This window comes from Micromonospora nigra, assembly GCF_900091585.1.
In the GTDB taxonomy this organism is placed as follows: Bacteria; Actinomycetota; Actinomycetes; order Mycobacteriales; family Micromonosporaceae; genus Micromonospora; species Micromonospora nigra.
The window spans coordinates 3531646-3554375 of sequence record NZ_FMHT01000003.1 but is presented as its reverse complement, the minus strand read 5'-3'; the positions used below and the strand labels follow the sequence as shown (position 1 = coordinate 3554375).

Annotated in this window: 16 protein-coding genes; 7 read left to right on the top strand and 9 right to left on the bottom strand. The window is 71.5% G+C overall.

Translation table 11 applies throughout. The features are described from left to right. Positions 1-89: 89 nt before the first annotated feature. The 7 genes from GA0070616_RS15275 to GA0070616_RS15245 form a co-directional block, all read right to left on the bottom strand. On the bottom strand, positions 90-1100 hold the full coding sequence (locus GA0070616_RS15275) for an ABC transporter ATP-binding protein (RefSeq protein ID WP_091082459.1): 1011 nt from the start codon (positions 1098-1100) through the stop codon (positions 90-92). Then, positions 1097-2086, bottom strand: a complete 990-nt coding sequence (locus tag GA0070616_RS15270; protein ID WP_091082456.1) for an ABC transporter ATP-binding protein — start codon at positions 2084-2086, stop codon at positions 1097-1099. Before GA0070616_RS15270 ends, GA0070616_RS15275 begins: the two co-directional genes overlap by 4 nt. Beyond that, the gene (locus tag GA0070616_RS15265) at positions 2083-2964 is read right to left on the bottom strand and encodes an ABC transporter permease (RefSeq protein WP_091082453.1); all 882 of its coding nucleotides are present in this window, start codon (positions 2962-2964) and stop codon (positions 2083-2085) included. The genes GA0070616_RS15270 and GA0070616_RS15265 overlap by 4 nt, the downstream gene beginning before the upstream one ends. Then, complete coding sequence (locus tag GA0070616_RS15260; RefSeq protein ID WP_091082450.1) at positions 2961-3905, bottom strand: ABC transporter permease; 945 nt, start codon at positions 3903-3905, stop codon at positions 2961-2963. The genes GA0070616_RS15265 and GA0070616_RS15260 overlap by 4 nt, the downstream gene beginning before the upstream one ends. 18 nt (positions 3906-3923) lie before the next feature. Beyond that, positions 3924-5465 carry an ABC transporter substrate-binding protein gene (locus GA0070616_RS15255; RefSeq protein WP_091082447.1) on the bottom strand — a complete coding sequence of 514 codons (1542 nt, stop codon included), beginning with the start codon at positions 5463-5465 and terminating at the stop codon, positions 3924-3926. 374 nt (positions 5466-5839) lie between these two features. Then, the gene (locus GA0070616_RS15250) at positions 5840-6196 is read right to left on the bottom strand and encodes a DUF190 domain-containing protein (protein WP_091082444.1); all 357 of its coding nucleotides are present in this window, start codon (positions 6194-6196) and stop codon (positions 5840-5842) included. Further along, positions 6193-10470 carry a putative inorganic carbon transporter subunit DabA gene (locus GA0070616_RS15245; RefSeq protein ID WP_091082441.1) on the bottom strand — a complete coding sequence of 1426 codons (4278 nt, stop codon included), beginning with the start codon at positions 10468-10470 and terminating at the stop codon, positions 6193-6195. The genes GA0070616_RS15250 and GA0070616_RS15245 overlap by 4 nt, the downstream gene beginning before the upstream one ends. Positions 10471-10563: 93 nt before the next feature. Between GA0070616_RS15245 and GA0070616_RS15240 the strand changes: the two genes are divergently transcribed. From GA0070616_RS15240 to GA0070616_RS15215, 6 genes are all read left to right on the top strand, one after another. Next, on the top strand, positions 10564-11115 hold the full coding sequence (locus GA0070616_RS15240; RefSeq protein WP_091082439.1) for a carbonic anhydrase: 552 nt from the start codon (positions 10564-10566) through the stop codon (positions 11113-11115). A 348-nt stretch (positions 11116-11463) separates the two neighbouring features. Continuing rightward, on the top strand, positions 11464-12168 hold the full coding sequence (locus GA0070616_RS15235; RefSeq protein ID WP_091082437.1) for a tryptophan 2,3-dioxygenase family protein: 705 nt from the start codon (positions 11464-11466) through the stop codon (positions 12166-12168). A 37-nt stretch (positions 12169-12205) separates the two neighbouring features. Then, positions 12206-13501, top strand: coding sequence for a tryptophan 2,3-dioxygenase (locus GA0070616_RS15230; protein WP_091082435.1), 1296 nt, complete (start codon positions 12206-12208; stop codon positions 13499-13501). Then, positions 13498-14676: an aminotransferase class V-fold PLP-dependent enzyme gene (locus GA0070616_RS15225; RefSeq protein ID WP_091082433.1), complete on the top strand. Its 1179-nt coding sequence runs from the start codon at positions 13498-13500 to the stop codon at positions 14674-14676. The genes GA0070616_RS15230 and GA0070616_RS15225 overlap by 4 nt, the downstream gene beginning before the upstream one ends. Continuing rightward, positions 14673-15704 carry a methyltransferase gene (locus GA0070616_RS15220; protein WP_091082430.1) on the top strand — a complete coding sequence of 344 codons (1032 nt, stop codon included), beginning with the start codon at positions 14673-14675 and terminating at the stop codon, positions 15702-15704. Before GA0070616_RS15225 ends, GA0070616_RS15220 begins: the two co-directional genes overlap by 4 nt. Before the next feature lie 155 nt (positions 15705-15859). Continuing rightward, entirely contained in the window at positions 15860-16894 is a 1035-nt protein-coding gene (locus GA0070616_RS15215; RefSeq protein ID WP_245712778.1) for an ice-binding family protein, read from the top strand. Positions 16895-17163: 269 nt separating this feature from the next. On the opposite strand, the gene GA0070616_RS29320 is transcribed toward GA0070616_RS15215, so the two are convergent. Together GA0070616_RS29320 and GA0070616_RS15205 are read right to left on the bottom strand one after the other, a co-directional pair. Then, complete coding sequence (locus tag GA0070616_RS29320) at positions 17164-19821, bottom strand: pectate lyase family protein (protein WP_091090853.1); 2658 nt, start codon at positions 19819-19821, stop codon at positions 17164-17166. A gap of 365 nt (positions 19822-20186) precedes the next feature. Beyond that, positions 20187-21257 carry a DMT family transporter gene (locus GA0070616_RS15205; protein WP_091082427.1) on the bottom strand — a complete coding sequence of 357 codons (1071 nt, stop codon included), beginning with the start codon at positions 21255-21257 and terminating at the stop codon, positions 20187-20189. Between GA0070616_RS15205 and GA0070616_RS15200 the strand changes: the two genes are divergently transcribed. Continuing rightward, the gene (locus GA0070616_RS15200; protein WP_091082425.1) at positions 21256-22662 is read left to right on the top strand and encodes an aminotransferase-like domain-containing protein; all 1407 of its coding nucleotides are present in this window, start codon (positions 21256-21258) and stop codon (positions 22660-22662) included. The genes GA0070616_RS15205 and GA0070616_RS15200 overlap by 2 nt on opposite strands. Positions 22663-22730: the final 68 nt, after the last annotated feature.

Here is a 22730-nt window from a genome sequence, read left to right as displayed (position 1 = left end):
GCCCGAACGCCGGCTCGGGCGACAGGCGGGCGGGCATCAGAAAATGGTGGAATAACCCGCCGAGCAGGGCCTTCGAACCGGCTCGTCCGCTATCCGGCGGCCTCTGCCCGCATCGCGCGTACGGCCTCCCCGGCGAACAGGCAGGCCGCCCGGTGTCCGGGGTCGACCTCGGCGAGCACCGGGTCGGTCCGGGCGCAGTCGGGCCGGGCCTGGGGGCACCGGGTCCGGAACCGGCAGCCAGCAGGCGGATCGATCGGGCTGGGGATGTCGCCGGCGAGAATGATCCTCCGGCGGCTCCGCTCGACCCGCGGATCGGCCACCGGCACGGCCGACAGGAGAGCGGCGGTGTAGGGGTGGGCGGGCTCTCGCCAGATCTGCGCCGGTGTGCCGCTCTCCACGATCCGGCCCAGATACATCACGGCCACCTGGTCACTCATGTGCTCGACCGCGGCCAGGTCGTGGGCGATGAACAGGTAGGTGAGCCCGAGGTCCCGCTGCAGGCTCCGGAGCAGGTTCATGATCTGCGCCTGCACGCTCAGGTCCAGGGAGGCGATCGGTTCGTCGAGGACGATCAGGTCCGGCTCCCCGGCCAGGGCCCGGGCGATGCCCACCCGCTGCCGCTGGCCGCCGGACAGTTCGTGCGGGTGCCGGTCGGCGAGATCCCGGCGCAGACCCACCAACTCGAGCAGTTCGGCCACCCGGTCGCGGCGGGCGGCCCGCCCCCCGACGAGCCGGTGCACGACGAGCGGCTCGGCGATGCTGGCTGCGACGGTGTGCCGCGGGTCGAGGGACGCCTGGGGATCCTGGAACACCATGGCGACGCGGCGGCGGAGCCGGCGCAGCCGTCGGCGGGACCAGCCGGTCACGTCCTGCCCGGCCACCCGGACCCGGCCGGAGGTGGGGTCGACCAGCCGCAGCAGCGCCAGGCCGGTGGTGGACTTACCGCTGCCGGACTCGCCGACCAGACCCAGGGTCTCGCCGCGGCGCACCTGGAGGGACACGCCGTCCACGGCCCGTACCACGCCGGCCGGCGTCGGGAACCACACCGCCAGGTCGTCCAGTTCTGCCACCGGCTCGGTGGCGGCGCTGTCCGTGGTCATCCGTCCTCCCGGGCGGATCCGTGTGGGTAGAAGGTCCGGACGTGGTGGTCCGTGGAGACCGCGACCAGCGGCGGCAGCTCGTGTTCGCACCGGGCGTCGCCGCGAACGGGACAGCGGGGCCAGAAGGCGCAGCCGGCGGGCAGGTCCAGCGGGCTGGGTGGCGCCCCCGGAATCGTGACCAGTTCGGAGACCCCGGCGTCCGGGTCGGGCCGCGCCGCCAGCAGCGCGGCGGTGTACGGGTGCGACGGGGCGGCGAAGACGGCGTCGACCGGCCCCTGTTCGACGATGCGACCGCCGTACATGACCGCCACCGTGTCGGCGGTGCCGGCGACGACGCCGAGATCGTGGGTGATCCAGACGACGGCCGTTCCCAGCCGCCGTTGCAGGTCGGCGACCAGCTCGACGATCTGGGCCTGCGTGGTCACGTCGAGGGCGGTCGTCGGCTCGTCGGCGATCAGCAGGTCCGGCTCGCACACCAGGGCCATCGCGATCACCACCCGCTGGCGCATGCCACCGGAGAGCTCGTGCGGGTAGGAGTCCACCCGCTCGGCGGCGGACGGGATGCCGACGAGTTCGAGCAGTTCGACGGCGCGGGACCGGGCGGCCCGGCGGGTCAGCCCGAGGTGCTCCTCGCCGGCCTCGCCGATCTGGCGGCCCACGGTCAGCACCGGGTTCAGCGAGGTCATCGGGTCCTGGAAGACGAACCCGACGTGCCGTCCGCGCATCCGCCGACGCCGCTGGCGCGGCAGCGCGACGAGGTCCGTGCCGAGCAGCCGGACCTGCCCGGTGACCCGGGCGGATCGGGGCGCGAGGCCGGTCGCGGCGAGCACACTCATGCTCTTGCCGCTGCCCGACTCGCCGACCAGGGCGAGGGTCTGTCCCGCCCGGACCGACCAGTCGACGCCGGCGACCGCACGGGCCGGTCCGCGCCGGGTGCCGATCGTCACGGTCAGGTCCTCGACGGACAGGACGGGTTCGTCGCTCATCCGGCGTTCCTCCTCGCCTCGCTGACGGTGAGCTGGCGGGGGTCGAGCACGTCCCGCAACGCGTCCCCGACCAGGTTGAACGCGAGGACGGTGAGGAAGATCGCGAGGCCGGGGAAGAAGCCCAGCCACCAGGCCTCGGTGACGAATCCACGCCCGTCGTAGAGCATCCGGCCCCACGCCGGCGCCGGAGGCTGGACCCCGAGGCCGAGGAACGACAGCGCGGCCTCGGACAGGATCGCGAACGCCAGCGACAGCGACGTCTGCACGATCAGCGGCGCCGCGATGTTGGGCAGCACGTGCCGGCGCATGATGCGCAGGTCGGACGCGCCCGTGGCGACCGCCGCACGGACGAAGACCTGCTCGCGGACGGAGAGCACACCGGCTCGCGTGACGCGGGCGAAGATCGGGGTGTAGACCACGCCGATCGCGATCATGGCGGTGGTCAGGCCCGGCCCCAGGACCGCGACGATGGCCACGGCGAGCAGCAGGACCGGGAATGCGAACAGCACGTCCATGCAGCGCATGAGCACGCTGTCGAGCCATCCCCGGTAGTAGCCGGCGAACAGGCCCAGGGGCACCCCCACGGCCAGGGCGATCCCCACACTGACCGCGCCGACCTGGAGCGAGACGCGAGCGGCGACCAGCACCCTGCTGAGCACGTCCCGGCCGAGTTCGTCGGTGCCGAAGGGATGGGACCAGCCGGGCGGCTGGAGCATCTGGTCGACGTTCACCTCGTTGACGCCCGACGGCGCCAGCCAGGCCCCCGCCACCCCGACCACGACCAGCAACGCGAGGACAGCGCTGCCGGTCACGGCCAGCGGGTCGCGGCCCAGCGCCGCCAGCGCCCGCCGCGAGGTGGCTCCGCCGGACCCGCTCATCGAACCCGGATCCTCGGGTCGAGGCGGGCGTAGAGGACGTCCACCAGGAGATTGACCAGCAGGAACAGGGCGGCCACGAACAGGATCGCGCCCTGCAGCACCGGATAGTCCCGGGCCTGCACCGCGTCGTAGGTGAGCCGGCCCACGCCGGGCCAGGCGAACAGCACCTCGATCACGATCACGCCGCCGAGCAGGCTGGCCAGTTGCACCGCCACGACGGTGACCACCGGGATCAGCGCGTTGCGCAGGACGTGCCGCAGCACCACCACCCGGGCCCGCAGGCCCTTCGCCTCGGCGGTGCGGACGTAGTCCTCGGAGAGCACCTCCAGCACGGAGGAACGGATGAACCGGGTGAGAATCGAGGCGGTCACCAGGCCGACCGTCACCGCCGGCAGCACCACGTGGGAGGCCCAGCCGGCGGGATCCTCGGTGAGGGCGACGTAGCCCGACGGCGGCAGCCAGCCGAGCACCCCCGCGAAGAGCAGGATGCCCATGATGCCCATCCAGAAGTCCGGCACCGAGACCCCGAACTGACTGAACAGCCGGGCCGCATGGTCGAACAACGAGCCGCTGCGCAGGGCCGACAACACCCCGAGCGGGAAGGCGACCAGCAGCGCGAAGACGACCGCGGTGACGGCCAGGGACAGCGTCGCGGGCAGCCGTTGCAGCACGATCGCGGTGACCGGCTGGCCGCTGCGGAAGCTCACCCCGAGGTCACCGGTCAGGGCGTGCCCGACGTAGCTGACGTACTGCACCGGCAGCGGCCGGTCCAGCCCGGCCCGGCTCCGCAGTGCCTCGTACGTCTCCGGGTCGAAGCGGGTGCCAAGCGCCACCCGTACCGGGTCGCCGGGCACCAGTTGCAGGAGCAGGAACACCACCAGCGTCACGCCGAGCAGCACGACGCCGGACTGGAGCAGCCGCCGCAGGACGAAGCGTGTCACCAGAGATCCCGCGCCGGCTCACCGGTCGAGGGCGACGTCGCGGAAGCGGATCGCGCGATCGGTGCGTACCTCGTAGCCGGTGACCTGCTTCGACCAGCCCTGGACCACGTCCGGGTTGTACAGGTAGATGTAGCTGGCGTCGTCAACGATCTGCTTGGCCACCTGCTCGTACTGCTGCTTGCGCGCGGCCTGGTCGGTCTCGGTGCGGGCCCGGTCGAGCAGCGTGTCCACGGCGGGGTTGTCGTACCCGTGGAAGTTGAACGTGCCCGAGCTGTGGTGCTGGGCGTAGTAGAACTCGTCGGGGTCGATGTTGCCCAGCCAGCCGAGCATGAACGAGTCGAAGTTCCCCTTGCCCTGCTCGTCGAGCCACTGCGCGAAGTCGAGGGTACGGATCTTGACGGTGATGCCGACGTCCTTGAGCTGCGCCGCGATGACCTGCGCGGCGGTGACCGTCTCCGGGTACTCGCTGGTGACCATCAGGTCCATGGTCAGGTCACTCACCCCGGCCCGGTTGAGCAGTTGCGTGGCCTGGGCCGGGTCCCGACGGTACGGCGCGTAGTCGTAGTGGTAGGCGCTGTCCTCCGGAATGGCCGTCTGGTTGACGGTGGCCAGCCCGAACTTGGCGGCCTTGGTGATCGCCTCGCGGTCGAGCGCGAACGCGATCGCCCGGCGCACGTTCACGTCGTCGTACGGCTTCCGGGCCTGGTTCAGTGCGAGATACCAGTAGTCGCTCGACGGCACCGAGCGGACGGTGAGACCGTCGTCCTCCCGTAGCGCCGACACCTGCTGCGGCGGCAGGTTGTCGGTCCACTGCGCCTCGTCCGCGCGCAGGTTCTGCAACGCCACCGTCGGGTCCTTGACGAACCTGAAGGTCACCCCGTCCAGCTTGGCCCTGGTGCCCCAGTAGCTGTCGTTGCGCACCAGTTTGATGCTGTCACCGGAGGTGTAGGAGGCCACCGTGAACGGGCCGCTGCCGACCGGCTGGGTCTTCGCCGCGCCCGACTCCACGTTGGACTTCTCGACGATCGCGACCCCCTTGAAGCCGCCGAGGTTGGCGAGCAGGTTCGGGGTGGGCGCGGTCAACGTGACGACGACGGTGGTGGGGTCGGGGGCGGTCACCGACTTGACGGTGGCGAACCGGTACGACGCGTTCAGCTTCTCCGTGATGATCCGGTTGTACGAATACACCACGTCCTCGGCGGTGAGCGGCGACCCGTCGGAGAAGGTGACCCCCTCGCGGAGGGTGAATGTCCACGTCAGCTGGTCGTCGCTGGTGGTCCACTTCGTCGCCAGCGACGGCTTCATCTCCAGGTTCGCGTCCGGCTCGACGAGGGTGTCGTAGACGTTCTCGAGCACCTGGAAGCTGTGGTAGGCGGAGGTCCGGTGCGGGTCGAGCTGGTCCGGTTCCCCGCTGATGGCGGCGGTGAGGACACCTCCGGTCGAAGCGCCGGACTGCCCGCTGTCATCGACGTCGACACTCTCACCCGCGGTGCATCCGGTCAGCACACCAAGCGTCAGGACGAGCGCGGCGCCGGCTACCCGGAATCTGGTGCTGGACATGGTCCCCCCTGGATTCTTCCCGGCAAAGCGAACGATCGTGCGAGTCTCCTACCCGATCAGACCAATGTCAACAAATGTGGTCGAATTGCCCAGCGCTCGCCTGATACCGTCCGTCACTCCCGCCTGACGCTAACCGCTGGGCGGCGCGTCGTCAGCCCCTACCGGCGACGCCCCGTGGCCCGGTCCCCAGGTGTGCGGCCGGAGTCCGGGGTGCCGGTGACCGTTCGCTGACGGCACCGGGATCGAGGAACCGGTGCCGCCAGCGGCGGCGCAGGTCGCCACGGGCCGGGGCCGGCCTGCGTCGCCACGGGCCGGCCTGCGTCGCCACGGGCCGGCCTGCGTCGACGGCAGTCCAGGCGTTGAGCCGGAGGTGTTCAGTTCGTCGTACCGGGTTGCCCGTCGGTGTCGGTGTCGAAGTAGTCGGGTCGGCTGACCCACGCGTCGCTGACGAACATGACCCCCGGCCGGTCGGCGAGGATGTCGCGCAGGCCGGTGACCACCGCGGCAGCCCGGTCGTACGGCAGGACGACGATGACCATGACGAGTCCGGCCCGGTCGTTGAAGAGCAGCCGGCCCGCGTGGGTGCCGTGGTGACCGAAGCCGGAGACGCCGGTCAAACTGGTCCAGCCGCTCACCCCGGAGGCGTGCAGCAGGGTGCGGACGGCATCCGAGTCGGCACCGCGGGTCACGACCTCGACCTTGACCATCCGGGTCAGTCCCAGCTCTTTCATGCCGTCGGCTCCTTCGCTGCGATGGTGGGGGTGGATCGGGCGTGCGCCGGCCCGCCGGTCTGCGGACGCTGGGGCTGGTTCGGGTGGCTGTGGACGGAGCGGGTCGGTGCTGAGGTGACCCGCCAGGTGTCGTCCTGGTCCAGTTCCGACCACTCTCCGCTGCGCGGGTCGCGGACGGCCAGGGAGAACCAGCCACCACCGGCCAGTTGACGCAGGGCGGGGTTGCGGTCCAACACGGTGACCACCAGGGACCGTGGGGCCTGCACCACCGCGAGCAGTCGCAGTGGCTCGTGGGTCAGCTCGCCGCCGACGCCGACGGACTGCCAGGGCAGGCCGGTGCACAGGTCCCCCCCGGTGCCGGGCAGGACGCCGAGCCCGTCGCCGAGTACGGAGTGCACCGTCTTGGTGCCGGCACCGAGGCGTCGCGGGTCGACCGTGGAGAAGTAGTACTGCAGGTTGATCCATACGGCGACCACCAGCGGCCCGGTCATGATCGCCTCCAGAGCGGCGGCGTCCGGGTCGGTCGACCAGTCGTACGAGTGCAGGAACGTACGGCAGCCGAGATCGTGGCCGGCGGTGAGCTCGCGGGGCGCAGCGATGAACGCGGCGTTGCCGACGAGCGCCCATTCCGGTCGGACCTGCGCCCAGTCGACAGCGCGGGCGGACAGCCGGGCGGCGGCGGGGCGGCCGGGCAGCCGGGCGGCACGCTCGGCGCGCAGCCGGGCGCCCGCCTCCGAGAGGTGGTCGGCCAGAGCGTCGACAACCGGTTGGTGCGTGGCCGGGATCCCGGCGGTGTCGAGCAGGCGCACCTCGTCGGTGACGGTGTCGTGCTCGGCGGCCAGAACCAGGGTGTGGTCGGGAATCTCGATGCCGCGCGCGGCGAGTGCGACGCGTACCCGTGGGTTGTTGAGCATGGTGGCGGCGAGCTGGGCGCTCACGCCGCCCCGGTTGCCGCCGCACGCGCCGCAGTCGAGTGCGGCGGCGTACGGGTTGTTGGTGCTGGTCGCGCCGTGGCCGCAGAGCAGCACCAGCGGTGCGAAGTCCGTGGTGAGACCGATCGTACGCAGGGTCGCCTCGGCGTAGTAGACCTGCTCGTCGAGGGTCAGCGCGGCGTCGAGACCGGTCACCGTGGTCACCGCCTGCTCGGCGCGGGGGGTGAGCCGGCGGGGCATCGCCGCGCGCAGCAGCAGGGCGGTCGTGGCGAGCAGGCCGGCGACCTCCACGAAGGCGAACGCACCGACCGGACTCGCCTTCGCCCCGGCGAACGCCCTTCGCCAGGCCTGCTGCACGCGTCGGGGTTCCGTACGGGCCGGTGGCTCATCGACGGTGGCGACGGGTCGCATCAGGACCGGGCAGCGGTCCCGACCCCGGCGCGCACCGGCGGCCATGGTGCGTACCGGCAGGCCGAAGAAGCCGGCGAAGCCGTAGGTAGCCACCGGCCCGGTCGCCTCCAACTGGCGGCGTAGACCCTCGCTGCGCACGTCGATGCAGAAGACCGCCTGAGCCAGCGGAGCCCCCTGCGGGACCGGGCGCGGTCGGGCGTGGTCGAGGCGGTCCCGCAGCCGCCGCCGGTAGGCGTGCTCCGCAGCCGTCAACCACACCTCCGCCTGCCGCTGCGGGGACAGGTCGGTCACCGCGTCGTGGAGTGCCGTCAGGGCATCCGCCGGGAGGGCGTCCACGGTGGCGGCATCGACACCGAGGACCGTCGCCAGCCGGGCGAGGGCGGCGGCGTCCTCGCCGACCGGTTCGGACGCCGATGTGGTGAGCATCGCCGAGATCAGGGCGACGGCCGGACCGACCTGAAGGTGGCGCTGGGCGGTGGACGCGCCGAGGGCGAGTTCGTAGGTGAGGCGCACCGCGAGCAGATCGGCCACCGCCAGTGCCGGCCGCTGTCCCGGGTGGTCCTGTGACCAGCGGGCATAGCCGGCCCAGCCGGGCAGACGCAGCAGCGACCGGGACAGGTACGCCGCCCACCGGTCGGGTGGCACGCCGAGGGTACGCAGCAGGGCGGCGAGGGCCTGCTCGGGCGCAACCGGCAGGGCCTCGACGAGTTCGGCGAAGCCGACGGCGCCGAGCAGCGCCGGGGCCGGGTCTGCGGCGGCGACCTGCCGCCACCGCGACCAGCAGCCCTGCTCCTCGGTTCCCGGCACCGGCCAGTGGGCGGCCGGGCGACCGCAGTGTGCGGCGCACCAGGCGGTCACCAGGTCGTCGACGGTCTCGCCGAGGCGGGTGCCCAGAGTGTCGTCGAGGACGTCGGTCAGCGTGCGCTCCCCTGCGGTGGTCCGGGCTTCCGGGGACCGGGAGACGGGCCGGGCGGCGAGGCGACGCTGCACCGCTGCGAGAAGGTCGGACGACGGCTGCGGCCCGTCGTGCACCGAGTGGCGTAGCACCAGTATCCGCAGGTCGATGGCGTCGATCGACCGGTTGCCGAGGGACACGGGTTCGATTCCCGCGACCGCCGGGGCCAGGGCGGCGACCAGGTCCGTCTCGCTGATCCCGCCTGCACGGAGTCGTTGCCGCCACCGCGCCGCGGGTAGGTGGGTCCGCACCCCACCGAGGTCGCGCAGCCGGGCGGTGGCCCGCCGGAACGGCGTCCGTTCCAGGCCAGCCAACGGGTTGACCGCCACGAAGCTGTCCAGCGGCCAGGTCGCGGCCACCTGGTCGGCGGCGATGGTCACCGCGGCGGCGGCGCGGGCCGCCGCGGTGCTGTCACCTCGGACCAGGACCGGACGGCCGCTCGCGGGTCGGGCGGCGACCCTCAGCACCGGGCGCTTCACCCTGCCGACAGCGGTCCGGCGGTGCGGCAGCCGGCCGTCCCGCCAGGCCCACCACCACAGCCCGACGGTCCGGCGGCGCAGGGCGGGCGCGGACAGCAGCACGACGACCGCCAGGACCGCCGCCGCGGCGGCGACCGCCACCGGCGGCACCGCCGAGGGCAGGCCCATCCAGTCGGTGGCTGCCCGGCCCGCGACCAGGTAACCGGCGACCAGGGCGAGCACCGCGCCGGTGATCGCCGTCGCGGTCGCCGCCGGCAGCCGCCGGTCGGTCAGGGCGGCCCGCAGCGCGGCGAACCCGGCGACGCCGGCGAGGGCGGCGCTGAGCAGTCCGGGCGCGGTGACGCCGAGCAGCAGCTCGGTCAGTACGACGACGGAGATCAGGACGGCGGTCGCCACGACGAGGCGCTGGACCGGGGCGGGCCCGACCGGCCGGGGTGCCTCGGCGGCCCGCGCCTGAGCCTGCACGGCGCCACCGGCGGACAGGAACGCGTAGGCCTTGTAGACACCGTGCCCGACCAGGTGCACGGCGGCCAGCCCGAAGGCGCCCAGCCCGCACTGGGCGAGCATGAATCCCATCTGGGCCACGGTGGACCGGGCCAGGATGCCCTTGACGTCGGTACGCACCGCGGCGAACAGGGCACCTGCGGCGGCGGTGGTCAGCCCCACCACCAGCATGGCCGTCATCACCACCGGCGCGGCCACGACCACCGGCGCGAACGTGATCATCAGGAAACCCGCCACGTTGACCATCCCGGCGTGCAGGAAGGCCGAGACCGGCGTGGGGGCGTCCAGGGTGCTCGGCAGCCAGCCGTGCACCGGCACCTGGGCGGAGCGCACCATACCGGCCACCAGCAGCAGTCCGCCGGCGGTGGCCAGCATCCAGGCGGGAGCATCGGCGGCGGCGACCCGCACGGCGACCAGGTCGGCGCTGCCGGTAGCGGTCGCCAGCAGGGCGAATCCGGCCACCAGCGCGACGTCAGCGAGGAGGAACAGCCGCCGGATGCGCCGGACCGCGGTCCGCACGCGTTGCTGGTCATGGTGGTAACCGATCAGACCGACGAGGATCCAGCCCGCACCGACCCAACCGGCGGCGAACTGCACCAGGCTGGGAGCGGTGGCCATCACCAGCGTCGCCACAGCGGCACCCGCGACCCGAGACTGGAAGCCGGCCATTCCCGGCTCACCGTCGAGGTAGCGCCGCGCGTAGCCGGCGACCACGGCGGCGATCCCGCTGACCAGCAGTACGAAGACCGCACCGAAGCGGTCGACCCGTACCCCGAGGTCGAACGGTATCCCGGCGACCTCCGGGCGAGCCAGCACACCGACCGCGGGCGCTCCGGTGGCGACGCTCGCGAGCAGCCCGGTGGCCGCCGCGGCGGCGAGCGCGAGCAGCACCCCGGCGGCGCGGGCAGCGCGCCGTGGATCTGGCACGACCAGCGCGCACATCGCTGCGGACGCGGTCGCGGCAAGGACTCCTGTGACCAGTGCGACGGACATCGCCACCTCCTCAGACATACGCACTCTAGAGCACGATTCACGATTCGTGTATCGTGAGACGCACAACAGGTGGTCCGAAGTGGAGGAGCGGCGATGGACACTCCCGATCCCACCCACCGGGCGCAGCGACCGGGGCCGGTCGCCGCCCTCGCCGCACTACGGGCGGGCCACGACCGCTTCCGTACCGGCGCCGCTGCCGCGCCGACGCGGCCGGGACCGCTCGCGGCGGTCTTCGCCTGCACCGACCCGCAACCCGAGCCCGCGATCCTGTTCGGTGGCAGTGATGTGTTCACGGTGCGCACGGCCGGCCTCGCCGTCGGCCCCGCCGTACTCGGCAGCCTCGAGTACGCGGTCGCGCACCTGCACCTACCCCTGGTGGTCGTCCTCGGCCACGACGCCTGCCGGCTACCCTGCGGCAGCGGAGACAGGCGGGTACGCGCCGTCATCGCCACCCTGCGAAAGCGGTCCCTCCTGCTCGACGCGGCCGTCCGCTCCGGCAGTTGCGCGATCCACGGAATGTCATGGCACGGCAGCCGGCAGGCACTCAGGTCGGTCCGGCACACGGATCCGGCACCCGTGCGGCGGGCCGCCCGGCTACGCCCGCCGACTCTCCGTCCACCGTCCCACCCATCGCCTGCCGCCTGACCACCCCGCGACCCAGGTCGAGCCCCACCAGCCCGCGAAACACATCGTCATCAAGGAATTCTTTGGCGACCAGAAAGCCTGACTTCAACTCCGGCGGGCGGCTACGCTGCCGCCTCGCGTTCACGGTCAACTCAGCCAGAGGTGACGATTGCCGTCCGAATCTCCCCGACCCTCGCATAGCGCAGGTTCAGTGCTATCGCGGCCCCCCGCGGAGCTCCGGGTTCCACCCTTCCCGGGTGCAATCCGAAAAAGGATTGCGCCAAGGGGTAGCGCATCGTTGTAGGTCGTTGGATGATTGCCGCCGACGCGCGGTCGACGCCGTGCCGACGCCGACCGAAGGGCCACTCCGTGAAGCGTGACCATTCGCCTGTGTTGCCGGGTCCGGGAGCTACGGATTACGCGCGTTACATGCGTACGGACATCCTGCTCGACCTGCAACGGTCGCCGGACGAGGTCATCCACCGTGACGAATTGCTCTTTCAGGTTGTGCATCAGTCGGCGGAGCTGTGGTTGAAACTGGCGGCGACAGAGTTGACCGAGGCGGTCGCCCGGGTGGCAGCCGGGGACCTGCCGGTGGCTGAGGCGCTCCTGGCTCGGGCGACGCTCGCGGTGCGGCTGATCACCGACCAGTTGGAGATGTTCCGCCACCTGTCCCCCGTGGACTTTCAGGCGATGCAACCCGCGCTGGGCAGCGGTTCCGGGGCGGAGTCACCAGGTTGGCGGCGGTTGCAGACCGCCAGCCGACAACTCGGGCGAGCGTTCGCCGACCTGCTCGCCGGTCAGGCGACCACACCGGCGCAACTATGTCCGGCAGACCCGGCGAACCCGGTGCACCGGCTGGCCGAGGCCATGGTGGAGTGGGACGAACGGGTGTCGCTGTGGCGGGTGCGGCACTACCAGGTGGCCTTGCGGGTCGGCGGTCACGCCCCGGCCGGTACGGCCGACAGTCCGACGAACATGCTCGCCAAACTCGCCGGGCACCGCTTCTTCCCGGAACTGTGGCAGGCCCGAACCGGCCTCGCCGGTGACGGTTCCGACGCCGTCCAGTCCTGAGGATCCGCAGGTTCCGACAAGAACGGCGACTCCGACCATGGATGACACCCGCAATGTTGAGGGACGTCTCGTGCACGAACTGACGAGCTGGTTGGCTGGTGCAGCCACTCCCCACACCTTTCCCTTTACGGCGGTGCTGGATACATTTCACCGCACTGGAAAGCACTTCGTGGCAGGAGAGATGCTCGCCCTGCTCGACGAGGCCCGGCGGCGGCTGCCCGGCCCACGGCCGACCGCGGACGACGACCGTCGCTCGCTTCTGAGCGACTTTCTCGACGTCGCGCTCGACAAGTGGGACGGCCGTTACGACTATCGCAGCTACCTGGCTCTGCGGCTGCTCCGAATGCCCTGCGGAACGGATGAACAACGACCGGCCGTGGACGACGCGACCGGGCGCCGAAGCCGCGATCGGCTCCTGGTCCGTCTGATCGCGGACGCTTTGGCCTTCGAGATGTCCGCCGCCGAACGCGCCACCGACCTGCTCCCACAGGGCCGCCCACCGCCGGCGGTGGTGGCCAAGCGGTGCCGCCTCGGCATCCGGGCCGTCACCCCCGCGCTGAATCGCCTCGGCATCGCCGCAGTGGCCGGCGACGGCGAACCGGTGAGCGCCACCGCGCTGCGCACCGTCGCCACCGACCTCGACGCCGCCGGGGACCTGCGCCTGCGGTTGAGCATGTTGCCGGTCCACGTGACCCACGACGAGTACCTGTTCATCCGGGTGCTCCAGGCGTACGAGTGTCTCTTCGCCGGGTTGGCCGACGAACTGCGGGCGGCCGCCCTGGCGCTGACCGGTGACGCGCCCTGTTCGGCAGCGGAACGACTCGGACACGCCCGGGAGCTCCTCGGCGGTGCCAGCCCGATCTTCTCGTTGCTGGCCACCATGCAACCGGAGTCGTTCCGAACGTTCCGGCAGTACACCGAGGGAGCCAGCGCCATCCAGTCCCGCTCCTACAAGCTGGTGGAATCGCTGTGCCGCGCGCCCGGGGAGGACCGGCTCGACTCGGCGGCCTACCGGTCCGTTCCGGAGGTGCGGGCCCTTGTGCGGTCCGGCCAACCGACCGTCGACGAGGCCTACCGGTCGGCCGTCCGTACCGGCCGGCTCCGCGGCCCGGACCGCGACCTGGTGGCGCGGGCGATGGACGCGTTCGCCGAGGCCCTGCTCCAGTGGCGACGCACCCACCTCCGGCTCGCGGTCCGGATGCTCGGCTCTCGTCCCGGCACCGGATACACCGAGGGCACCCCTTACCTGGCGGCCGTCCGCGAGCTGCCGGTCTTCACCGCTGTCGCCCCCGTCCCGCCACCGACCGACTCGACGGAAGGCTGTCCCGCGTGAGCCAGACCTGCCCCAGCCCGCAGACCGTCGCCCCGGGGCCTCTCGACGCCGCCGCGCACGCCGCGCTGCGCGCCGAGTTCCCCCTGCTGGCGACCTGCGTCTACCTGAACAACAACTCCACCGGCGCGGCGCCCAGGGGTGTCGAGCGGGTGCTGCACGAGTACTGGGAGACGCTGCGCACGTGGCGCGACGACGTGTGGATGGGTTGGCACGACGGCCTCGACCGCTACGCGGACTCGATCGCCGCCCTGCTCGGCGCCCCGGCGGGCAGCGTGGTCACCGATGCGAATCTCAGTACCCTGCTCGCCCGGGTGGCGTCCTGCTTCGACTACCGCCCGCCGCGTGACCGCGTCGTCACCACCGACCTGGAGTACCCGACCGTGCCGTTCGTGTTCCGGGCGTTCGGCCGGTACGGTGCCCGCCTCGACGTGGTCGGTGACGGAGGCCCCCACCTCGACCAGGATGCCCTGGAGGCTCGACTCGACGAGCGGACGCTGCTGGTGTGCGTCTCGCATTCCAGCTTCATCTCCGGGGCCACCGTCGACCTTCCCCGGCTGGTCGCCCGCGCCCACGACGTCGGCGCGTTGGTGGTGCTGGACGCCTTCCAGACCGTGGGGGTGATGCCTCTGGACGTCACCGCCCTCGGCGTCGATGTCGTTCTCGGCGGCGCACACAAGTGGCTCTGCGGCGTCAGCACCGCCTTCCTCTACGTCCGCCCGGACCTGGTGCCGAAGCTGGAACCGGCGGCCACCGGCTGGCAGGCCGGCGACCGGGCGCTGACCTTCCAGCCGTCCACCGACTGGGCACCCGCCGCCCGGCGGTTCGCCGGCGGCACGCCCTACCCCGTGACCTCGTTGATCTCACAGGTCGGCCTGGACCTGCTGGCCGGGATCGGTATCGAGGCCATCCGGCACCACTCGCTGGCCCTCACCCAGCGGGTGCTGGAGCGCGCTGACGAGGCCGGGGTCAAGGTGGTCAGCCCCACCGCCCCCCACCGCCGCGGCGGTGTGGTGTGCCTGGACGTCCCCGACGGCGAAGCGGTGAAGCGGCGGCTGGCCGCCCGCGGGGTGATCTGCAGCTGGCGCGGCTACCTGCGGGTCGGCCCGCACGTCTACAACACCATCGACGAGGTCGATGCGTTCATGGACGCGTTGGTGGAGGTACTGCCCCGGTGACCATCACCCTGTCGCCGCGGGCGCTGATGAGCCTGCTCGCCAACGGTCCCAAGGCCATGGACGTGATGGACACGGCCTTCCGGATGGGTCTGCTCGACGCCCTGGAGCCCGGGCCGGTGCGACTCGACCTGCTCGCAGTGCGGTTCGGCGTGCTGCCGCTGCGGCTGTACAAGTTCCTCGACTGCCTGGAGAGTCTCGGCTTCCTGATCCGCGACGATCCGGCCGACGACATCGGCTCGACCACCTATCGGGCCGTACCGGGGCTGCGTGACGCCGTCGCCGCGGTGGTCGGGCCCGGCGCGGTGGAACGGGACCGGGACCGATACCCGTGGCGGCAGCTGCACGGCCGAATGGTCGAGGCCCTGCAGGGCGAGATCAGCATCTCTGCTGACGACTTCGCGTGGCCGCCGAAGACGGACGCGCAGACCGCCGACTTCGAACGCAGCATGGCGGTCGGGCTGGGGCCGGTGATCGAGACGATGCGGCAGCACGCCCATCTGCTCTGGCCGGACCGGCGTCGCCTGCTGGACGTCGGCGGCGGCGACGCGACCCTCGCCGCGCACATCCTGGACTCCGCACCGGACCTGAGAGCCGACGTGTACAACCTGCCGGCGGTGGCGCCGCTCGTGGCGGCGACTCAGGCCGCCCGGGGCCACCCGGACCGGCTGGGGTTCGTCGGCGGCAACTTCCTCGAAGAGCCGCTACCGCGAGGGTACGACGCGCTGTCCTTCGTCCGGGTGCTGCACGACTGGCCCGACGAGGTTGCCCGCCACCTGGTGGAACAGGCCTACACGGCGCTGGAGCCGGGCGGGCTGGTGGTGATCTGCGAGGAGTTCCGCACTCCGGACCGCCTGGCCATGCAGTTCTTCTGGAGCTACTTCCTGATCGGTGTGGACAACTGCGTCAGTCGACTGCGGGAAGTGACCTACTACACGGGGCTGCTCGCCGAGGTCGGCTTCGAACGGATCGCGATCCTGCCGGGGGGCTGGGAACTGGTCACCGCGTACAAGCCGGAATCAGCCGCCTGACCTTCCGGGCAGGTGCAGCACCAGGCGCTTTGAACGGTTTTGTCATGATCATGGGTCTAAGTGTGTAAAAGTCCGATTGGTCGCGTTGCAGCCGAGTGTTTCGGCTGCTGTCGCGGCAGCGCCTACCGGAGACACACCATGAGAGGGCCACGATCGTGACAGCCACTTCCATCCGTCATCGTCGGCGCGCCGCGCTGTCGGCCCTCGCCGCCGCCACCGCGGCCGTCGCTGCCATCGTCCTGCTGGTCATCAGCGGCACTGGCGCGAGCGCCCAGCCGGCGCCGGTCGGCCTGGGAACAGCCGCGAACTTCTCCGTGCTCGCCGGCTCCACGGTCACCAACACCGGCCCGAGCTTCCTGGCCCAGGACCTCGGCGTCCACCCGGGCAACACCGCGACCGGCTTCCCACCCGGCATCGTCGCCGGCGAGATCCACCTCGGCGACGCCGTCGCCCTGCAGGCCCAGAACGACCTCACCACCGCCTACAACGACGCCGCCGGGCGTACCCCCTTCACCAACCTTCCCGCGGAACTCGGTGGTCTGACGCTGACACCCGGCGTCTACCGGATCGGTGCCGCGCAACTGACCGGCACGCTGACCCTCGACAGCCAGAACAACCCGGCGGCGGTGTTCATCTTCCAGATCGACTCCACGCTCACCACCGCCTCGAACAGCAGCGTGGTGTTCATCAACGGCGTCTCCGCCTGCAACGTCTACTGGCAGATCGGCAGCTCGGCCACGATCGGCACCGGCACCCAGTTCGTCGGCAACATCCTGGCGCAGACCTCGATCACCATGAACACCGGCGCCACCCTGCAAGGCCGCGCCCTGGCCCGAACCGGCGCCGTCACCCTCGACACCAACACCATCACCACCCCCCTCTGCATCCAACCAACCGGCACCCCCACGGCGACGCCCACCGCCACCCCCACGGCAACTCCGACCGCCACGCCGACCGTGACGCCCACGGTGACCCCGACGATCACCCCCACCACCACTCCGACCGGGACGCCGACCGGTCAGCCCACCGGAACACCCACCGGGCCCACCTCCACCCCTACGGAACTGCCAGTGACCGGGGGCAGCGGCGGCAGTAACCCGGTTCCCCTCCTGACGGGCCTCGGCAGCATGGCCGTCGCCGTCGGCGCGGCACTGCTGCTCCACCACCGCCGCAGGACGTCACGCTCCTGACCCGGACTGACCCCGGCGGCCGGTGACCGGCCGCCGGGGTCAGCACGGCCCGGGTGCGGGAGTCGCACTCGCACCCGGTCGAGGGCGTGCGGGACACGTCCCGGCATCGCTGGCCGGGACCGCCCGACCGACTACCGGGGCGAACACCATCCCGACCCACCACCCTCGGGGCACTGAGCAGAACCCTTCGAGGAACCGAGCAGAACGGTGCGGGCATCACGTGACCAGTGATGCCCGCACCGTCCCGCCCGCTGCCGAGCAGTTGCTGGCTACGGGGTGACCGGCCGACCACCGAAGGTCACGACGAGCCGGCCATCCGACGCGAAGGACCAGCCCAGAGCGCCGGAGTACTGGGAGCACCGGGATCCGTTGGAGCCCGACCAGAACTGGTTGGAGCTGTCGGAGTTGCCGACGATCCGGTCGTTCGATCCGCTGTCGCACGAGGTGTTGTTCCGGAACACCGAGGAGCCGCCGTCGAAGTTGAAGTTCCGTTCGGCGTTGCCGATGTTGGCGTTGTTCGACACCGTCATCGAGCCGGTGTTGCGGTTGTAGGTGAACCCGTGCTTGCCGTTCTCGTAGGCGATGTTGCCCCGGATGACGTGGTTCACCGGGATGTCCTCGCCGCCGAGCTTGAAGCCGTTGCGGTCGCCGTTGCCGGCCTGGCCACCGTTGCTGAGGGTGCCGTTGTCGTAGGCGAGGGACGACTCGATGGTCAGCGCGCCGATCGGGCCGGTGTCGCTCTTGGTGTAGAGGTCGTACCCGTCGTCGATGTTGTTGTGAGCCACGGTGTAGCGGAAGACGTTGCCGGGGCCGACGGTCAGCTTCGGGGCGAAGCCGTCCGCGTCCTCACCGTCGGAGTCGACGTTGTCGTGGGACACCGTGCTCACCACTAGGTTGTTCGACGGCCACTGGCTGCTGGGCGCACCGGCGACCAGGCGCGACAGCTGAAGACCCGAGTCGCGGTTGTGGCGGGTCACCGTACGCTCGATGACGTTGCTGTTGCCGGCGAGGAGGATCCCGTTGTCCCCGGCACGCTCGACGATGATGCCGCGGATGTGCCAGAACGAGCCGCCGATCTCGAGCCCGCGGTTCGCCGGATCCTCACTCTGGGCCGAGAAGTTCAACACCGGGGTCTCGCCCGGGTAGGCGAAGATGTTCTTACGCGCGCTCGACGTGCCGTTGTTGCCCTGGCCGATGGTGATGGTCTGCGAGTAGCGGTAGGTGCCGCCACGCAGGTAGATCGTGCCGCCGGCAGGGATCCGGGTGATCGCGGAGGTGAGCGTCGTCGGGCTCGACACAGTTCCGGCCGCGTTGTCGGTGCCGTTCGGCGCCACGTACAGGGCGTTGCCCGACGGCGGGGGGGTCGTCGGCGGGGTCGTGGTCGGCGGCGGCGTGGTCGGTGGGGTGGTCGTCGGCGGGGTGGTGGTCGTCGAGCTGTAGGTCTCGAACTCGGCGACTCGCGGTGTACCGGTTGAGCTGGTGATCTCGAAGTTGATCTTGTCGAGCGAGGTGGGGGTGAAGGTGATGACTCCGGCTCCACTGCCGGTGGCCAGGACGGCTCCGTTGTCGTTGTTGACCACGCGCCAGGCCCGGATGTTGCCGACAGCCCCGGCTGCCTCACGGATGTTGATCGTGGCGACGGTGGTGGCGGAGCCCCACTTGATCGAGATACGGCCGGTCGACCCACTCGGTGACCAGTAGGTGCTCATGTCACCGTCACGGACGTTGCCGTAGCTGGTGCCGCTGGCCTTGCTGGAACCGTCGGAGCCGGCTCCGATGCTGAGGTTGGTGCCGCCCGGCGGGTTCCCGGTGGGCGGTGGGGTGGTCGGCGGAGCCGTGGTCGGCGGAGCGGTGGTCGGCGGGGCCGTGGTCGGCGGGGCCGTGGTGGGGTTCGGGGTCTGCGGGGTGCAGTTGCCGTCGGAGACGCGGAGTCCCTTGTTGGCCCCGGCGGTCTGGCGGACGATGTCCGGCACGCAGTTGGCACCGTCGGGGTCGTAGGAGTACGGGATGCCGACGGTGGTGTTGGACTGCGGGTTCGGGCCGGCCGGGTTGTGTTCGCTGCTGCGGCTCGACCAGGTCACGTTGTCGAAGGTGTTCCCGGCGACCTGCCAGTAGCCGGCCTCACTGGTGTAGAAGGTGCCCAGGACGTCCTTGGAGTCCTTGAAGTAGTTGTGCTCCACCTTCGCCCGGGCCCCGGCGCGGGAGTTGATGCCGGACTCCCGCAGGTTGACGTAGTGGTTGTTGTAGATGTGGGCGATGCCGCCGCGCAGTAGCGGAGTACGGGAGTCGATGTTCTCGTACAGGTTGTGGTGGTAGGTGATGAACCCGTTCGACCGGTCGCTCTCACTGGACCCGACGAGCCCACCCCGGCCGGAGTTGCGCAGGATGCTGTAGGACAGGGTCACGTACTGGACGTTGTTCTTCATGTCGAACAGGCCGTCGAAGCCTTCCGACTCCCCACCCGAGGCTTCCAGGGTGACGTGGTCGACCCAGACGTTGCGCACGTCGCTTTCCATGCCGATGGCGTCACCACCGTTTGACGTCGGCGAGCCGGACTTCTTGACGTTCCGGACCGTCACGTTCTGGATGACGATGTTGCTGGCCTCGCGGATGTGGATGCCCACCTGGTCGAACACCGCTCCGCTACCGACCCCGACGATCGTCACGTTGCTGATCTGCTTCAGCTCGATCACACCATCGGCGGTGTTACAACTGCCACCCGACACCTTGCTGGTGTTGCCGTGGTTGATCGTCCCCTCCACCTGGATGATGATCGGGGTGCTGCTGCTGGCCCGGTTGCACAACGCCGCGTGGATGGCGGTCCCCGAGGTGGCGCGCACCGTCTGCCCACCCGCACCACCGGTCGTCCCACCGTTCTGCGTCGCATAGCCGGTGACCCCGCCGGTCGCCGCCGACGCCTGCGTCATCGGCAGGGCCGCGACGGCCGCGGCCACCGCGACCACGGCGGCACCACCGGCAAGCAGCTTGGGTCTCACTTTGGTCTTCACTCTCGACTCCTCAGGAGTGGGCGCGGCGCGGGTGCTGCCCTACAGCCCAGAACCGCACATGGCTTCGTGTCTGCGTCCCTAGTCGGTCAAGGATCGAAACATCGATGAAACATCAGACTAGGAAAGCGCTTGCCCAGGATGCAAGAGCTGAGTTGTGCAGGTTTGTTGCAGCCCCAGGCGTGCCCGCGCGCCTCCCGACCGGGCCCGCCAGCCGACTCTTCGGAGTTGAACACCGTCGATCGCCGGCACGGACCAACGCGCCCGGAGGCCGGCCCGCGCCCCCGTCATCGCCCTGACCCACCGGCGGGCGGACGGCCCTCCACGGGCCTGCCGGACACCGGAGGGATGCGCCCGCGCCGGGGTGGAGGGGTACGACCCGTCGCGTCGGCGGCACGTCCGACCTCGCGGGTCAGGTCACCGTCGGTCAGGTCCTGAGCCTGCGCCGGTGCGGTCCGGGTGCGTTGGATCAGCACGACGCAGGCCAGCACGACCAGCGCCGCCCCGATCGAGGCAGGGGTGACGGTCTCCGCGAGCAGCAGCGCGGACCAGAGCAGGGTGAGGACCGGCTGGGTGAGCTGGATCTGGCCGACCCGGGCGACGCCACCTCGGGCCAGACCTGCGTACCAGGCGAAGAAGCCCAGGAACATGGAGATCGCGGTGAGGTAGCCGAACGCCGACCAGGCGGGGACGTCGGCGCGCGGCGGGTGCGCCGAGGCGGTGACGATGGTGACGGGCAGGGTGACGGGCAGGGCGAGCAGCAGCGCCCAGCAGATCGTCCGGGCCCCGCCCAGTTCCCGGGCGAGCGCGCCGCCCTCGGCGTAGCCGAGTCCACACAGGACCACCGCGGCAAGGAGGAACAGATCGGCGGCCGACAGTGCGCCGCGCAGTGTGCCACTGGTGGCCAGGAAGGCGAGAACCGCCACCAGCCCGCCGCCGCTGGCGACCCAGAACAGCGGCGGCGGGCGTTCGCCGGCCCGCAGCACCGCGAACACGGCGGTCATGGCGGGCAGCACGGTGATGACGACCGCGCCGTGCGCGGAGGTCTGGGTGGTCAGTGCCAGCGAGGTGAACAACGGGAAGCCGACGACGACGCCGAGGGCGACGATCGACAGCCGCCACCACTGCCGCCGGGTGGGTCGCGGCGCGCCGGTGACACGCAGATAGGCCCAGGCCAGTAGCGCCGCACCGACGGCCCGGCCGAAGGCCACGAACCACGGGTCGAGTTGCTGCACCGCGACGCGGGTGGCCGGCAACGACATGCTGAAGGCGAGCACGCCCAGCGCGCCGAGGCAGAGGCCGACGATCCGATCCGCCGTTACCGGCGCGGCGACAGTAGCGCTACTCTTGTCTCTCATGGAGAACGATAGCGCAACGTCCCGCGTTATCGACCACCTACGCGGCCTCGTGGCCGCCGCGGACCCCGGAACCCGACTGCCCCCGGTGCGCGAGTTGACCGCCCGGCACCGGGCCTCTCCGGTGACCGTCGCCGAAGCGGTCCGGCAGTTGGTGGCACAGGGGCTCATCGAGACCCGGCCCGGGAAGGGCACCTTCGTGGCCGCTCCACGGGCCGAGCCGCGCGCACCCGACCTGTCGTGGCAGACGGTGGCGCTCGGTGCCCGCAGAGCGGGCGAGGACGAGATGCAGGCGTTACTGGCACTACCGCCACCAGGAGCGATTCCGCTCTCCGGCGGCTACCTGGACCCGGAGTTGCAACCGGTCGCGGCGCTCGGTGCCGCGCTGGCCCGCGCCGCCCGGCAGCCGGCGGCCTGGCTGCGCGGGCCGGCCGAGGGGCGTGCGGATCTGCGTGCCTGGTTCGCCCGGGAGGCCGGGGCGCGGCTGCGCGCCGACGACATGGTGATCTGCCCTGGTGGGCAGGCAGCGCTGTCGTCCGCGTTACGCGCGCTCGCCGCACCCGGCGACACCCTCCTCGTCGAGTCCCCGACCTACCTGGGTGCGCTGGCGGCGGCCCGGGCGGCGGGGCTGCGGGTGGTACCGGTGCCCGCCGATGCCGAGGGCGTGCTCCCCGACCAACTCGCCGCCGCGTTCGCCCGCACCGGTGCGCGTCTGTTCTACTGCCAACCGCTCTACGCCAACCCGACCGGCGCGACACTGGCAGGTCACCGCCGAGCCGAGGTCACCGAGGCCGTACGCGACGCCAGAGCGTTCCTGATCGAGGACGACTACGCCCGCGACCTCACCATCGACGGGGAGGCCCCGCCCCCGCTGGCCGCCGACGACCGCGACGGGCACGTGATCTACCTGCGCTCGCTGACCAAGTCCGCCGCTCCCGGCCTACGTATCGCCGCGATCGGTGCCCGCGGTCCAGCGGGTGCCCGACTGCGCGCCGGCAGGCTGCTCGACGACTTCTTCGTCGCCGGCCCGCTACAGCAGGCCACTCTGGAGTTCGTCACCGCCCCGGCCTGGAGCCGACACCGCCGTGGCCTGCGCGCCGCGCTGCGGGCACGGCGCGAGGCGCTGCTGACCGCACTGCGCCGGCACCTGCCGGAACTCGCCCCACCGGCGATCCCCCGGGGCGGCCTGCACCTGTGGGCCCGCCTGCCCGACAGCACCGACGACGTCGCGCTGGCTGCCGCAGCCGCCACCGAAGGCGTCATCGTCTTCCCCGGCCGCCCGTGGTATGCGGCCGAGCCCCCGGCACCGCACCTGCGCCTGACCTACGCCGCAGCCCCACCCGACCTGATGGACGATGCCGTCCGCCGCCTGTCTCGCGCTCTCCGAGCGGGGACGACGCATGCTTGACCGGTCCACGTAGGTTTCGGGGTCGACGGTGTCGAAGCCAGCCCTGCCGGACGACCGGTGTCGGCTAC

Coding starts and splice junctions, on each gene's coding strand:
- GA0070616_RS15275 (WP_091082459.1), bottom strand. CDS start 1,100: ATGACCACGGACAGCGCCGCCACCGAGCCGGTGGCAGAACTGGACGAC.
- GA0070616_RS15270 (WP_091082456.1), bottom strand. CDS start 2,086: ATGAGCGACGAACCCGTCCTGTCCGTCGAGGACCTGACCGTGACGATC.
- GA0070616_RS15265 (WP_091082453.1), bottom strand. CDS start 2,964: ATGAGCGGGTCCGGCGGAGCCACCTCGCGGCGGGCGCTGGCGGCGCTG.
- GA0070616_RS15255 (WP_091082447.1), bottom strand. CDS start 5,465: ATGTCCAGCACCAGATTCCGGGTAGCCGGCGCCGCGCTCGTCCTGACG.
- GA0070616_RS15250 (WP_091082444.1), bottom strand. CDS start 6,196: ATGAAAGAGCTGGGACTGACCCGGATGGTCAAGGTCGAGGTCGTGACC.
- GA0070616_RS15245 (WP_091082441.1), bottom strand. CDS start 10,470: ATGTCCGTCGCACTGGTCACAGGAGTCCTTGCCGCGACCGCGTCCGCA.
- GA0070616_RS15240 (WP_091082439.1), top strand. CDS start 10,564: ATGGACACTCCCGATCCCACCCACCGGGCGCAGCGACCGGGGCCGGTC.
- GA0070616_RS15230 (WP_091082435.1), top strand. CDS start 12,206: ATGGATGACACCCGCAATGTTGAGGGACGTCTCGTGCACGAACTGACG.
- GA0070616_RS29320 (WP_091090853.1), bottom strand. CDS start 19,821: ATGACGCAGGCGTCGGCGGCGACCGGCGGGGTCACCGGCTATGCGACG.
- GA0070616_RS15200 (WP_091082425.1), top strand. CDS start 21,256: ATGGAGAACGATAGCGCAACGTCCCGCGTTATCGACCACCTACGCGGC.
- GA0070616_RS15205 (WP_091082427.1), bottom strand. CDS start 21,257: ATGAGAGACAAGAGTAGCGCTACTGTCGCCGCGCCGGTAACGGCGGAT.